The organism is Streptomyces sp. NPDC048295 (assembly GCF_040652135.1).
GTDB lineage: Bacteria > Actinomycetota > Actinomycetes > Streptomycetales > Streptomycetaceae > Streptomyces.
On the sequence record NZ_JBEZLL010000042.1, the window covers coordinates 57809 to 71978 of the forward strand.

Consider the following 14170-nt stretch of genomic DNA (forward strand, 5'->3'; position numbering starts at 1 on the left):
CGGCGATGGGGAACATTCGTCCAATCCTCCGGCACATACCGGCGGAACAGTGGGCTCATGACTGTTTCTGACGGCGGTTCGTACGTGAACGGCGGCGCCGAAGCCGCCGAGAGTTCAACCCTGTCGCTGGACGAGAGCGGCATCTACGTGTGCCAGGACGGCCCTCGCGACGCACCCGCGCTGCTGCTCATCCACGGGTCCGCGTCCTCGACCCGCTCGTGGAACCCGATGGTTCCGCTGCTGACCGGATCTCACCGCGTCATCCGGATCGACCTGCTCGGGCACGGTCGGTCGGCCAAGCCGGCCGACCGCAGCTATGCGATCCCGGACCAGGCGCGTCGGGCCGGCGTGGCACTGGACCGGCTCGGCGTCGAGCACTCCGTGGTCGTCGGCCATTCCAGCGGCGGCGTGGTCGCCACCGCCCTCGCCGAGCAGCGGCCCGACCTGGTGACCGCGCTCACGCTCGTCAACACCGGCCCCAGCCTGGACGCCTTCATCGCACCGGAGCCCGCCGCGAGCGGCCCCTCGCAGTGGCCACCGACCGACGAACAGATCCGGCAGATCGCGAGCACGGGGTTCAGCCTCGCGGGCTACCGGATACCGGAAGAGCTCCTGGACGATGTGCGCGGTATGACCCACCACACGTTCACCGCGACGATGCGGGCCACCCGCTCCTACCTGGAGCAGCGGACACTGCCGGATCGGCTGACGGACCTGGGCAGGCCATTGCTGGTGATCTTCGGCGAGGACGACCGCAGATGGCGATCCTCATCCGCCTCCGATTACCGCGCGGTTCCGGGCGCGGAGGTCGAATTGCTGCCTGGTCTCGGGCACTCTCCTCTGCTCGAGGATCCACGGCGGACCGCGGCTGCCCTGCTGGCCTTCACGTCGATCCACTCCGTACGGGTGGACTGAATGAAAACGAGAGGTGCCCTGCGAATCCTTGTCTCCGGCGCCGGCATAGCCGGTCCGGTTCTGGCTTACTGGCTCACCAGGCACGGCTTCTCCGTCACCGTCGTCGAGCGTGCGCCGGCTCTGCGCAGAACGGGCGGCCACGCGGTCGACCTGTTTCGGCCCGCGATGAACATCTCGGAGAAGATGGGTGTGCTCCCGCGCATCGAGGAGCGGTCCACCGGCACGAACCGAATGACCGTCTACCGGGAGGGCTCACGGCGTCTCGTGCAGGCGGACCTCTCCAAGGTCTTCAGCGCCACCTCCGACCGGCACGTGGAGATCATGCGCGACGACCTGAGCGAGATCTACTACGACGCTGCGCGCGACGACGTCGAGTACGTCTTCGGCGACTCGATCACCGCTGTCTCGCCCGACGGCGAGGTGCGGTTCGAAAACGCCGAGCCGCGCCGCTTCGACCTCGTCGTCGGTGCGGACGGGCTGCACTCCAACGTGCGCCGCCTCGTCTTCGACAAGGAGTCCCGCTCCAACGCCTTCATCGGGGCCTACCTCGGGGTGCTGACCCTGCCGAACGTTTCCGACCTCGACGGCGAGCTCCTCATCCACGTCGGCGTCGGCCGCACTGCCGGCATGTACGGCGCGCGGCATCTCGGAGACGCGCGGGTGTTGTTCCTGTTCCGGAGCGAGCGCGAGCTCGACTACCACCACCGCGACGTGCCCCGGCAGAAGGAGCTGGTGCGCGGTGCGTTCACCGGCATGCACGCCCACGTGGACCGCTGGCTGGACGAGCTCGACCGCACCCCGGCATTCTACTTCGACTCGATCACCCAACTCCGCATGGAGACCTGGTCGCAGGGAAGGGTGACGCTCGTCGGCGACGCGGGCTACTGCCCCGGTCCGGCCGTCGGCGGCAGCACCAGCCTGGCCGTGGTCGGCGCGTACGTCCTCGCCGGAGAGCTGGCGCGGGCGGGCGGCAACCACGAGCGCGCCTTCCTCGCCTACGAACGCGCGATGGCGGAGCACGTGCACGGCAGCCGCGCGGTCGCGCTGAGCGCGGCGAAGACCCTGATCCCCACGTCCCGCCTCGGCGTGTGGGGGCTGGCCCAGGGCGCGCGCCTGATCTCCGCCCTGCCCGCGGGCCCCAGCCGCGCCCTTGTTCGCCTCACTACCAAGAGCGCGCGCCTCTACAACTCCGTGACCGTCGACGACTACCCGCCGTCGCCCGCCGCATAAGGAGGTCAACAAGGACACCGGATCCTCCCGGCCCTGCTCGGCCGGATTCGCGTCCCCGAGCCACCGAGAGTCCCTGCCCTCATGCGCCGACCGGCCGTAGATCACCCGCGCAGGAGCCCTGTTCGGCCCGCACGTGCCAAGTCCGGTCGAGGCAGGGCTTCTTGGCTCACGGTCTTGCGTTGTTCTTGGGTCCGGCGGGACGCGGAGGCATTCACCGCGCTGCTGGAAGGGCTGACAACTTGGTCCGCGATAGACCTTGGTCATTCTCTTCCAGCCTGAGGTAGGAAGATCAAATGACTCGTCTCCCTGCCTGCGGGCCTGAAGGGCCCATCCGCGCCAGTGCCACCTCGCAGGCGCCGCTGGGCGTGCGGGCCGTCCTCTTCGACTTCTCCGGCACCCTGTTCCAGATCGGTGCGTATGCAGACCGGATCCGAGCAGCGATGACTGAACCCGTGGACGAGGCAGCAATGGACGTCATGCTGAGCGGGCTCGAAGCCGGTCTGTCGGACCCTGACGTGGTCGAGGCCCAGCGTGGCCGCGACGTGTTCTCAAGAGCACATCGCCATGCCTTCACCACCTGGTACGCCTCGGTTCCCGAGCTGGCACCGGTCGCCGACGTGCTCTATGAGCAACTGCAGGCCCCTGAGCACTGGGTGCCTTATGCAGACACCGAGTGCACACTGGTCCGACTGACTCAGAGCGGCGTGGCTTTGGGGGTCGTCAGCGATGTGGGCTGGGATCTGCGGGCCACCTTCGCCCATCACGGCCTTGACCACTACTTTTCATCCTGGGTGCACTCCTACGAACACAACACCGAGAAGCCGGACCCGTTGCTGTTTCAGCATGCCTGCCGTGAACTGGGTGTCGCTCCGGAGGAGACGCTGATGGTGGGTGACCATCCCGCGAAGGATGGCGGCGCGGCCGGGGTGGGACTGCGCTCGTATGTGCTGCCCGGTCGAGCCACTCCCGGTTCGTGCCGCGGACTGGATGCAGTGCTCCGCCTGGCCGATCGAGTGTGACCAAGAAGTGGGCCCGTGCGGCCTTGTCCCACCGCGCCTTCTGCGGCATCTCCCGTTCACATCTCGGCTATCTGATAGGGGAGTTGGCAGATCCGTGGCTTGCCCGATGCGAGTCGGCTCTGCATGAGCGCGTGGTCCCGAGCGGCAGCAGGAGGCCGGCGCCGGCCCGAAGCATGACCTGGTCTTCACCGACCGGGCGCTGGTCGCCCTGGTGTACCTGCGCACCGGGCTCCCGCACGCCGCGCTGGCTGAGCTGTACGGCACCGCCCGCTCCACAGTGTCCCGCGCCATCGGCGAGATCCGGCCGCTGCTGGCGGTGCGCGGCTTCGCCGCCCCCGACCGCCTGAGGGTGCGGTTGCGCACCCTGGCGGAGGTGTTTGCCTACGCAGGAGCCGAGGGGGTCACCTTGCGGATCGACGGTGCCGAGACCCAGGTCCGCCGCCCCGGGCCGCCGCCCCAGGGCCAACCGGCCCGGACGGCGGGCCTCAACCTTCCTGAAGCCCGTCAGCGGATGCGAGCGCGTTCGCGGCGCTCGGCGGCCAGGATGTCCCGGTGGCGGGCGTTGGCGTTGCGCCGGCGCTGGTAGGCATGCAGGACCCCGAGCCTGGCATCGCACTCGGGGTCTGGGGACTCCTTCCAGGTCTTGGTTCGCGGAAAGTGACGCCGCTTCGGGCGACCATGCCCCATGCCAGGTTGGCGCAGGAGGTCCGGAGCGACCCGGTCGGCTCGCCGGCCGGATCGGACGCTCAAAGCCGATGGCACCGTACGCCCCACGCCGGTTCTCGGACCGCCCTGTCGGGGTCGGGAACCCAGATCGTCACCGGTTGGCAGAACAAGATGGCCATCGGCTGACACCCGGGCGCTCCCGCCGGGCCCCGCGACGTGCGCGTCCAGCGGGCGCGGGGCACGGCGTGCCGGGTGCCGGGAGAACGCCACTCGGGAGTCAGGGAGAGGCGCGTCCAGTCACCGCGGCGTATCGGAGCTCTCCAAAGCGACGAGCCCAGGGCCCGCGATCTCCAGTACGCGATACTGCGCCTTGCCGCGGAAGCGGGAGTTCCGCTCAAGGCCCGCCTGCGCATCGAGCACTGGTCCCTGGTCCTCAGCAGTCCTTCCTGCCCGGTCAGCCGAGGAGTGGGGCTGGGCCCACCTCGTTGTGCGTCCAGACCCGTAGCGGGGCCGACGGGCGCTTCGTAGCGTCGTAGCCATGGAAACCGACACGCACCTCACGACCGAGGCAATGCCCCGCCACACCCCCCACACCCTGCGCGCCTTCGGCACGGCGATGAGCAGCATCAAGGTGTACGGCGCGCTTGGCGCCATCGCCTTCCTGGCGGTCGCCGTGGCAGCAAGCAGCGGTCACATGGTGAACACGTTCATGTGGGTCCGGGCTGTCCTGCTCCCGGTGACCGCGGTACTGATCCACCGGTTGACCGTTTCCGCCTTCCGGGGATCTCGCCGAGCTTTTGAGCGCATTGGCACCCTCGCCGTGATCACGCCGATCGCGATCATCGGCGTCGACCTGATCCCCGGTGTCTGCCCGCCGTGGTATGCCACGGTGCAGGCCGTCTGCATGCTGCCCGTCATCCGCGTCGCCTTCATCACCCGCGGCTCCGCACTGCGCGCCGCCTTCTCCAAGGGGCGCTGACCGGTAAGGGGCGCTCACTGGGAAAGCACCATGACCACGGCGCAGATCGTGACGGCGTGAACGCGGTCCAGCGGCGCCGGGCCCTCCACCACACGGGAGGGGGAGCCCCCCTCTCCTTCGCGGCGACTCGGTGTACAGCCGTCATCATCGCTGGCTCGGTCTCCATCGGTGCCGTGCGGGCTCCGGCGAACCGTCGCCATGGTGGGTGTCGCTCACCGAATCGGGCGCGTGGCAGACTGCGGAACTCCGGTTGACGCCCCGCGCGTAGTCGATGTCAGTGCAGTGCGATAGACACTCCGGCAGTAGCGCAAGCGCGACCGTGAAAGAGGGACTCACCATGGCAGACAACGCGATCTCGGACATGACTCCGGGAGAGAGCGTGACGGCTCCAGTACCCGGGCTGACCGGGCGCATCGGCGTCGTCGGCGGTATCGAGTCGCTGGTCCTTGACGGCCGACGCCTTTGGTTCGGCTTCGATTTCACCTCCGACCAGGTGCTCTCCCCTCTGATCGACGACGCAGGGGCCATGGCCCGGTACGCCGCACAGCACATGCGCCAGCGCACAGGTGCCCACGACGAGTCCTACTGGTCCCAACTCGTCCAGGCCGCCGTGGAGAACTCGGATCTGGTGCGGTACGACGAGCAACGCACCTTCACCACGCAATCACTGGAAGCAGGGGACGCCGGCCCCGCACACGGGCACCTGCTCTACCTCCTCGACGCGGCAGCGGAGGACCCTGACGACGACTTTGTTCACACCGGGACCGGATCCCAGGAGCCGGCCACGCAGTCCGGCCTCCGGCCCGACAAGGTGACCCCGGACGACGAGGACGAGGCGCTGGGAACCGCACTGGCCCGGACCACGATCGGCAACTGGTCGCTGCTGTTCGCGCTGTACGCCCGCAGCGCACAAACCGCCTGACCGCCGACTCGGACCCGCCGCTGTGTCCGCCTGCGGATCTCCGTAGAGACAGTTTCCGCGTTCCACGCCCCCACCGGTCGGCCGCCCGGCACGCCACTGGCGCCGGGCGGCCAGGCCTGATCGGACCGATGGCTGGAAGGAACAGCTGCTCGGTGTACGTCGTACGTCGTGCCAGAGCACTCCGGACAAGGCCTCGGGCCGCCCCGGTACGCCGAGCGACCCGGGGTCGGACCCGTTCGAGACCGGGCGTCCGCTCGATCGACGAGCGCACGCTGCCACGCGCCCAGCACGAGGTCGGCCGGCTCAACGGCGGGCCACCGGTCGAAGTGCCTCACCAGGTGACGTGATCAGCCGTGATCCGGTACTGCGGTGGGGTGTGCGTGAAGGAACACTCCGTACACCAGGCCCACCTCCCGTTCACGGACGGCCGACGCATCCTTGTGCGCGATCACCAGCTGTTTCTTCAGTACGGCGACGTCCCACCGGTCTCAGGTCTCCGGTCTCCGGTCTCCGGTCTCCACGTCAGCAGCGCCTGCGCCGCACCGCAGCCCGGGCCCGGCCCGACCCGCCCCGACCCGGCCCGCGGTGCCGATGCACTGCCGTCATTTCACTTCTCGTGGACAATCCCGAACCCGTCGACCTCCACCTGGTGCCCCGAATGCGGGGACAGACAGTGATGACGGAAGCGAACGAAGCCGGACGCCGTCGGCCGCGAGACGTGCCCGCGCTCGGCCGAACGGGAGAGCCCGGCTGGTACGGCGCGCCGTCGGGTCTCCCGCTACGGGTGCAGCACGACCTTCGTGCAGCCCTCGATCCGCTTGTCGAACTTGTCGTACGCCGAGGGAGCCCGGTCCAGGGGCAGTTCATGCGAGACGACGAAGTTCGGCTGCGCACGGCCTTGATGATCATGTCGCGCAGGTACCGGTTGTAGCGCTTCACGTTGCACTGCCCCGTACCCATGCGCAGGCCCTTCTCGGAGAGATTGCCGATCGAGACGAGGAGCATGCCGTGCTTGGCCTGCTCGTCGGGGCCTCCCGGGTCGGACGGAACGTAGAGGCCGGGTACGCCGAGCGCCCCGGTGGCCCGGACCGTACCGACGAGCGAGTTCAGGACCGTCGCCGGTTCCTCGTGGTCGGTACCGCACGCCGCCTGGTAGCCGACGGCGTCGATGCCCTTGTCCGTGCCGATGCCTTCGGTCTGCTCCTTGATCTGCTCCACGGGATCACCCTCGGCGAAGTTGACCGGAATCGCACCGATCTCCCAGCCCTTTTCCAGCCGCCCGGGAACACGGTCCACGACGAAGACCTTCTTCACGCCGCGCAACAGGGCCGAGTAGGCGGCCATGAGCCCGACCGGCCCGCCGCCGTACACGGCGACGCTCTCACCCGGGCGGACCCCGGCAAGTTCACAGCCGTGGTAGCCGGTGGGGAAGATGTCGGCAAGCAGCATGGAGTCGGTCTCGTGCTCGTTTCCCGGCGGCAGCTTCAGACAGTTGAAGTCGGCGTACGGAACGCGCAGGAATTCCCCCTGGCCACCTGGCCAGGGGCCCATGGCGACATATCCGTAAGCACCTCCCGCAGAACCAGGACTGACGGTCTGACAGAACCCGGGGAATCCCCCGACGCAATTGGCGCAGAACCCGCAGGCGACGTTGAAGGGCATGACCACGCGGTCCCCCGTCTTGAGTGAAGTGATGCCCTGACCGGTTTCTTCGATGATCCACATGTTCTCGTGGCCGAAGACGACGCCGGGTTCGGCCGCGGTACGGCCCTCGTACATGTGCAGGTCCGATCCGCATATCGCGATGGAGGTGACCTTTACGATCACATCGTTCGAGTGCTGGATGTATCACCCTGATATCGCGGCGCAATCGGAAAGAGAAGGCACAGAGTGGCTGCACAACGTCCTTCATCAACGGCGACTGGCTACCGCTGTCGTGGTGGGAATTCTCCGACGGCCTCCACGAGGACATCGCCGACCGCTGACCCCGATGCGGACGGTGATCGGCCGCGCCACCCCCGGCTCGCGATCATTCATCGATGCCGGAACGCTCCGCGCCCGCGACGATGTGGCGCTGGAGCAGCAGGAAGACCACCAGCAGGGGCAGGATCGAAACGGCGGCCGCGATGAACAGCTCGTGCAGGTTGACTGTCTGAGCCGTGGTGAAGGTGGCGAGCGCAACCTGCACGGTCCAGGCATCGCGCTGCTGGCCGATCACCAGCGGCCAGAGGAACGAGTTCCACGAGCCGATGAAGACGATCGCCCCCACTGCGGCGAAGACCGGCCGGGTGTTGGGTACGACGATCCGCCAGTACGTACGCCAGTAGCCGAGCCCGTCCACCCTGGACGCGTCCTCCAGCTCCCGGGGAAAGCCCAGGAAGTACTGCCGGAAGAGGAATGCTGCGAACGCGCTGAACAGGGTGGGGACGATCAGTCCGCGCAGGGTGGAGATCCAGCCGAGCGACGAAACGAGGACGAAGCTCGGGACGAAAGTGACCGCGGACGGGATCATCAGGGTGACCAGGAACGCGTAGAAGACTTGGCTCGCATAGGGATATTCGATGCGGGCCAGCCCGTATCCGGCCATCGAGGCGAGCAGCAGGGTGCCGACGGTCGTGAGGACGGCGATCACGGCCGAGTTCCACAGGGCGTGCAGCATGGGAACGCTGCTGTCGTTGAACAGTTCCCGCAGGTTGCCCCACTGGAGGCTGTGCGGGAAGAACGTCCAGTCCGCCCCGGTGATATCCGCCTCGGTGGCCAGGCCATTGCGCACCAGTAGATAGAACGGGACGAGGAAGAGCACGGCAAGCGCGATGAGCAGCACGAGCCGGAGTCCGCGCGTGAGCCGTCGGAGGGCATGGGCCGTGGAGAGCCCCGTCGGTCGATCCGTCGAATGCTGTCGCATACGTCAGTCCTCCTGGCGTCCGAGACCGAACCAGCGTGCCTGTACCACCGCCACGACCGCGATGATCAGTGCGAGGATCACCGCGCCCGCGCTGCCGAGGCCCAGGTCCTGTCCCTGCCCCAGCGCCACGTAGTACAGGTAGACCAGGGGCGGCCTGGCGTGGGGCGGGTAGCCGCGAGCCGTCGACAGCAGGTTGTAGAACTCGTCGAAGGCCTGGAAGGCGTTGATCACCAGGAGCAGGACGACGGCGACGGAGGTCGCACGCAGTTGTGGGAAGGTGATGTGCCTGAAGACCTGCCAGCCGGGGCGGGCGCCGTCCACTGCCGCCGCCTCGTAGAGGGTGCGTGGGATTCGCTGGAGTCCGGCCAGCAGGATCACCATGTAGAAGCCTGCCTGGAGCCACAGGCGCACGGTCACGATGACCAGCCAGTACCAGGGCGGGCTGGTGGTCGACAGCCAGGCGATGTCCGAGCCGCCGAACCATCCCAGCACCGTGTTCGCCAGCCCGAACCGTACTCCGTTGAAGATCGACAGCTTCCAGATCATTGCGGCGACGACGTACGAGCAGGCGGTCGGCAGGAAGAAGACCGACCGGAAGAACGCCTGGGCGAAGCGCAGCCTGGCGACTATCAGAGCGAGGGCGAGCGAGAGCCCGTAGGTTGCCGGAACGATGAAGAGCGAGAAGACGACGAAGGTGACGAGGCTGGAGACGAAGGACGGGTCGCCAAGGATCTCGGAGTAGTTGTCCAAGCCCACGAAGTCGGTCGGTGTCACTGTGTTGTGGGCATCGAAGAAGCTGAGCCACACGCTCCACAGCAGCGGTACGTACGTGAAGAGGGCGAGCCCGGCGGCAAAGGGGCCGACGAAGACCCAGAACCACAGGTAGCGGTTCTGGGGCCCCAGCAGCCGCCGTCCCAGCGGCCGTTCGGTGCCTTCAGGCGTCTGCGTGGCTATGACCGTACCCGCTTCAGCTCGGCGTTCGCCGTCGCGACGACCGACCTGATCTGGGCGTCCGGGTCGGCACCTTCGGTGATGATCCGGCTCAGGGCGTCCTGGTAGGCGGCCTGGCTCCTCTCGGTCCACAACAGGGGTTGGGCGTAACCGTGTTCAGTGGTGAAACGGACGGCTTCGGCCGCCGCGCCCTTGGCAAGTCCGGCCGCTTTCTTCGCCAGCGAGATCCGGGCGGGAATATGGAAGCCGTAGGACAGCGCGAAGTCCTCCTGGTAGTCCGTCCGTTCCACCCACAGCCACTTCACATATGCCTTCGCCGCGTCGATGTGGCTGCTGTGCGCGCTGACGGCCGCCCCGTAGGCGCCGACCGGTACCGAAGGCCTGCCCTGCGCCCCGTCGCGGGGAAAGGGCAGGACTCCGAAGTCGTCGCCCAGCGCCTTCTCGATCTGCGGGAGGGCCCACAGTCCCGTCCACTGCATGGCGGTCAGCCCCTGGAGGAACGCGGACGGGTCGGACCAGTCGGTGGGGGCTCCGAGCAGCAGGGAATCGTCCTTGTGGAATCGATGCAGTTTGCCGAGGGTCCTGGCGGCTTGCGGGTCGTCGAATCCGACCGCTCCGTCGGAAGTCACCAGTTCCAGGCCTGCGGCGCGAAGCGGAGTGGCGCCGAGCACGCCGGCTCCCCCGTCGTTGCCGAGGAAGAGGCCTTTGACATCCTTGGTCGTCAGGGCCTTTGCGGCGTCGGCCAGTTCGTCTAGGGTCTGCGGTGGCCGGACTCCGGCCGCGGCCAGCAGGCTCTTTCGGTAGTAGAGCATCTGCATGTCGATGGCCTGGGGGATCCCGTAGATCTTGCCCTTGTACGTCTTCGGGGTGAGGACCGCGGGATTGAAGTCATCGCCCGCCCCGTCCAGGAGGTCGGTGAGATCGGCGACCTGCCCACCCCGGATCTGGTCCAGGGTCGGCCTGCCCTCGAAGATGTCCGGTGCGTTCTTGGTCAGCAGTGCTGCGGCCGTCTGCTGGTCGTAGTTGCCGGGCCGCCACTCGATCGTGATCTCCGCCTTGCGGTACGCCGCCGCATAGCGTTTCACCGCCTGCTCGGTCCCGGCCTCGCCGTACTGGTGGTACCACTGGTCGAGAGCGGGACGATCGCCCGCTCCACCTGCACGGCCGGTGTTGGAACCGCAGGCGGCGGTGAGTGCGAGGGCGCCCGAGGCGGCCAGCAGATACCGGCGGCTGATGCTGTTGGCTGTGGTGCTTGAGTGGGGCATGGTTCATCAGTGTGGCGCCGATACGTGTATGAGTTGTTGCCCGTCCATGAAACGGCCAGTTTTAACCGAGGGGGCGGTCCGATCAGAGTCTGCAACGGTCAAATACGGCCAGGGATGTTCAGCCCGTCCTCGTCATGATCCGATGGCTCGGCTTTGTGAACGACGGGCCGGAAGAGGCAACAGCACAGGGGTCGCGCGAGCATGCTCCCCTGCCGGGCCGGCAGCACGCCGAGATCCTGAGTGCCGTCCTGGGCAGCCCGCCCGGCGGAGCCCTGCACGGAGACGGGGTCGCAGCCGGCGAAAGTGGGCTTCCGGACGCCCAGGGGCGAGCAGCACCGGGAGTCCGGGCCGGCGCGGCACCAGGGCTGCGGCATGCGCGATGACGAGTGCGGTGGGCCGGTCCGGACCACCGGACGTTCCGGCTGTGCTCTCCCTCATCCGCCCGCCGGGGGCTCGGCGACGTCCAGGGCGGTGCCGTACAGACGGGACGCCCTCAGGCGGAGGACGACGCGCTGCTCGGCGACGGCCTCCGCGAGGAAGGCGGCCTCATCGTCCAGCGGTACGCCGCCCGCCACCGCCATGGCGAGCAGCTCGCGCCCGACGGCGTCGCCCGGCTCGGCGGTGGGCTCGGAAACCTCCACCTCGCCTTCGACGACCGCGTAGGCCCACACGTCGCGGGCGACGTGCAGGGCGGCGTGCGGATCGGCGCGCAGGTGACGGGGCTTCAGGCGGTCCCGGGTGCTGGAGATCCGAACGACGCGCTCCACCGGGTCCCAGCGGTACAGAACGGTGGCGAGATGCGGATGGCCGTTGCGGCGGACGCTCGCGAGGACGGCGAACCGCTGTTCGCGGAGGATCGTGTCGAGTTCGGCGTCGGTGAGGGGGCGGGGTGCGGGGCCGGGCATGGGGATTCCTTCCGGTCGGTTCGGACTTCTTGGCCGACTGCAAAGGTGCGCCTATGAGTCCTCGGCCAAGGGAATTCGGAGCTGACGATTGATGGACGGTGCGGGAGGCGGGGTCGGGCATGCATGGCGGTGAACGCGGGACGAACAAGGCCCGTTGGCACTGCGCATTCGCCCTCCACGACTGGTGTTCGCCGTGGATCGAGGAGCCCCGGCCGCGGGTCGTCGGGACAGGCCCGCGTATGCAGTGGGATGGCCGGAAGCCTTGTAGCCGAGATACCAGGACGGTGCCGGGCGGAGAGTCAGGAGACCGGTGTGATGCTGCGCGCTTCGGACATCCCGATCGCCTCGGGTGTCCCGGGAGTGGGGGAAGGCGTAGGACGGCGCAGCAGGAGGGTTGCGGCCAGCAGGGCCAGGGCCAGCAGCCCGGCCCCGGTGGCGAAGGCGAGGTGGTATCCGCCGGTGAGAGCCTCGGGCCGGGCGTCGCCGTATCGGGTAAGGGCATCGGTGCGGGCGGCCGCGAGGGTGGACAGCACGGCGACGCCGAGCGCCGAGCCGACCTGCTGGGTCGTGTTGAACAGCCCCGAGGCCAGTCCCGCGTCCCGCTCGTCGGCGCCGGACATGGCGAGCTGGGTGAGCGGGGGAAGCACCAGGCCGAACCCGGCGGCGAGCAGCATCACGGGCAGCAGGTCGCGGACGTAGTCGGCGTGCGCGGGCACCCGGGTCAGCAGGACGAGCATGGCGACGAGCAGCGCGAGTCCGGCGCGCAGCACGGCCCGCTCGCCGTAGCGGCCGATCAGCCGGGGAGAGACGAGGAGCGAGACGGCTCCGATGGCCACGGCGGCCGGCAGCATCGCCAGGCCGGTGCGGGCGGCGCCGTAGCCGACGACGTTCTGGAGATGGAGCGCGACGAGCACCTGGAAAGCGAACATGGCGGCGACCGTGAGGAGTTGGACGAGGTTGGCACCGGCCACGGCGCGTACCTTCAGCAGCGTCGGCGGGAGCAGCGGGGTGCGCGCACGGAACTGGCGCAGGAAGAAGACCGTGACCAGCGCCGCGCCGGTCAGCACCGGAACCAGGGTGAGCGGTGAGGCCCAGCCGTGTGTGGGCACACCGACGATGCCGTAGAGGCCGGCCATCAGGCCGGTGGTGATCAGCCCGGCGCTCCAGGCGTCGGCCCCGGCGCGTAGGCCGAGTCCGCGGTCCGCGGGAAGCGCGGGGCCCGCCAGGGCGAGGACCGCCGCGCCGATGGGGAGATTGATCAGGAAGGTCCAGTGCCAGTCGAGGGCGTCGGTCAGCGCGCCGCCGAGTACCTGGCCGAGGGAGGCCCCGGCGGCGCCGGTGAAGCTGAACACGGCGATGGCGCGGGCCCGTTCCCGGCCGCTAGGGAAGAGCGAGACGAGGATGCCGAGCCCCACGGCCGCCGTCATGGCACTGCCGATCCCCTGGAGGAATCGGGCGGCGAGCAGAACGGCAGGTGTGGCAGCGAGACCGGCGAGGAGCGAGGCGGCGGTGAAGACGGCGGTGCCGGCGACGAACATCCGCTTGCGCCCGAGGAGGTCGCCGAGCCGTCCGGCGAGCAGCAGCAGGCTGCCGAAGGCGACAAGGTACGCGTTGACGACCCAACTCAGGCCGCCGGGGCTGAAGTCGAGGTCGCTCTGGATAGCCGGCATCGCCACGGTGACGATGGAGCCGTCCAAGATGATCATGAGCGTGCTTGCAGCAATGACGCCGAGGGCGAGGCGGGAGGTTGAAGGCATGAAAGGACCGTAGCAGATGGTTCCGTTGCAGACTATCTACTACGGCTGCATCATGGCGTACCCTGAACCCATGACCGCGATGTCCCCTCCCCCGCAACGCACCCAGCCGGACCTCTCCTACCTGCTGGACCACACCGGTCACGTCCTGCGCGCCCAGATGGCGACGGCCCTCGCGGAGATCGGGCTCACCGCCCGGATGCACTGCGTGCTCGTCCACGCCCTGGAGGAGGAGCGCACCCAAGCCCGGCTCGCGGAGATCGGCGACATGGACAAGACCACGATGGTGGTCACCGTCGACGCCCTGGAGCAGGCCGGCCTCGCCGAGCGCCGCCCGTCCAGCACCGACCGCCGGGCCCGCATCATCGCCGTCACCGAGAAGGGTGCCCGCGCGGCCGAGCAGAGCCGGCGCATTGTGGACGGGGTGCACGAACGCGCCCTCGCCTCCCTCCCGGAGAGCGACCGCGAGACCTTCCTCGCCCTCCTCACCCACCTGGCCGAGGGCCACCTGAGCACCCCACCGGCCACCGCGGCACCCTCGGCACGGCGGGCGCGGCAACGCGGCTAGGGCCATTCGTTTGGATCATGCGCGGAACAGGGGGTGGACTCGGGTGAGGACACTGCTCGTTTGAGGCGCTGGGACGATCGCGAGGCGCCGG

At 68.7% G+C, this 14170-nt stretch carries 11 protein-coding genes and 3 pseudogenes; 7 read left to right on the forward strand and 7 right to left on the reverse strand.

Annotated features, from left to right (window positions below; all coding sequences use genetic code 11):
* Positions 1-57 precede the first annotated feature (57 nt).
* From AB0D53_RS38695 to AB0D53_RS38710, 4 genes and pseudogenes are all read left to right on the forward strand, one after another.
* Entirely contained in the window at positions 58-915 is an 858-nt protein-coding gene (locus tag AB0D53_RS38695) for an alpha/beta fold hydrolase (protein WP_362454052.1), read from the forward strand.
* The gene (locus AB0D53_RS38700) at positions 916-2145 is read left to right on the forward strand and encodes an FAD-dependent monooxygenase (protein ID WP_362454053.1); all 1230 of its coding nucleotides are present in this window, start codon (positions 916-918) and stop codon (positions 2143-2145) included. It abuts the gene before it with no gap.
* Between the two features lie 293 nt (positions 2146-2438).
* Positions 2439-3164, forward strand: a complete 726-nt coding sequence (locus AB0D53_RS38705; RefSeq protein WP_362454054.1) for an HAD-IA family hydrolase — start codon at positions 2439-2441, stop codon at positions 3162-3164.
* A gap of 211 nt (positions 3165-3375) precedes the next feature.
* A pseudogene (locus AB0D53_RS38710) lies at positions 3376-3429 on the forward strand (hypothetical protein); the annotation flags it as partial.
* Between the two features lie 239 nt (positions 3430-3668).
* Here the strand turns inward: AB0D53_RS38710 and AB0D53_RS38715 are convergent.
* Positions 3669-3758 (reverse strand): annotated as a pseudogene (locus tag AB0D53_RS38715) (integrase); the annotation flags it as partial.
* 610 nt (positions 3759-4368) lie between these two features.
* On the opposite strand from AB0D53_RS38715, the gene AB0D53_RS38720 reads away from it, so the two are divergent.
* Together AB0D53_RS38720 and AB0D53_RS38725 are read left to right on the forward strand one after the other, a co-directional pair.
* The gene (locus AB0D53_RS38720) at positions 4369-4809 is read left to right on the forward strand and encodes a hypothetical protein (protein ID WP_362454055.1); all 441 of its coding nucleotides are present in this window, start codon (positions 4369-4371) and stop codon (positions 4807-4809) included.
* A gap of 337 nt (positions 4810-5146) precedes the next feature.
* Positions 5147-5731 carry a hypothetical protein gene (locus AB0D53_RS38725; protein ID WP_362454056.1) on the forward strand — a complete coding sequence of 195 codons (585 nt, stop codon included), beginning with the start codon at positions 5147-5149 and terminating at the stop codon, positions 5729-5731.
* A gap of 778 nt (positions 5732-6509) precedes the next feature.
* Here the strand turns inward: AB0D53_RS38725 and AB0D53_RS38730 are convergent.
* The 6 genes and pseudogenes from AB0D53_RS38730 to AB0D53_RS38755 all read right to left on the reverse strand — a co-directional run bounded on the left by AB0D53_RS38730 (position 6510) and on the right by AB0D53_RS38755 (position 13514).
* A pseudogene (locus tag AB0D53_RS38730) lies at positions 6510-7576 on the reverse strand (glutathione-independent formaldehyde dehydrogenase).
* A 184-nt stretch (positions 7577-7760) separates the two neighbouring features.
* Positions 7761-8636, reverse strand: a complete 876-nt coding sequence (locus AB0D53_RS38735) for a carbohydrate ABC transporter permease (protein WP_362454057.1) — start codon at positions 8634-8636, stop codon at positions 7761-7763.
* A gap of 3 nt (positions 8637-8639) precedes the next feature.
* A complete protein-coding gene (locus AB0D53_RS38740; protein WP_362454068.1) occupies positions 8640-9554 on the reverse strand; it encodes a sugar ABC transporter permease in 915 nt (304 codons plus the stop codon).
* Positions 9555-9586: 32 nt separating this feature from the next.
* Positions 9587-10852 (reverse strand): sugar ABC transporter substrate-binding protein, encoded by a 1266-nt coding sequence (locus AB0D53_RS38745; RefSeq protein ID WP_362454058.1) that lies wholly within the window; start codon positions 10850-10852, stop codon positions 9587-9589.
* Positions 10853-11286: 434 nt separating this feature from the next.
* A complete protein-coding gene (locus tag AB0D53_RS38750) occupies positions 11287-11757 on the reverse strand; it encodes a TIGR03618 family F420-dependent PPOX class oxidoreductase (RefSeq protein WP_362454059.1) in 471 nt (156 codons plus the stop codon).
* A gap of 299 nt (positions 11758-12056) precedes the next feature.
* Positions 12057-13514: an MFS transporter gene (locus tag AB0D53_RS38755; protein WP_362454060.1), complete on the reverse strand. Its 1458-nt coding sequence runs from the start codon at positions 13512-13514 to the stop codon at positions 12057-12059.
* Between the two features lie 70 nt (positions 13515-13584).
* Between AB0D53_RS38755 and AB0D53_RS38760 the strand changes: the two genes are divergently transcribed.
* Positions 13585-14079, forward strand: coding sequence for a MarR family winged helix-turn-helix transcriptional regulator (locus AB0D53_RS38760; RefSeq protein ID WP_362454061.1), 495 nt, complete (start codon positions 13585-13587; stop codon positions 14077-14079).
* The last annotated feature ends 91 nt before the right edge of the window (positions 14080-14170 follow it).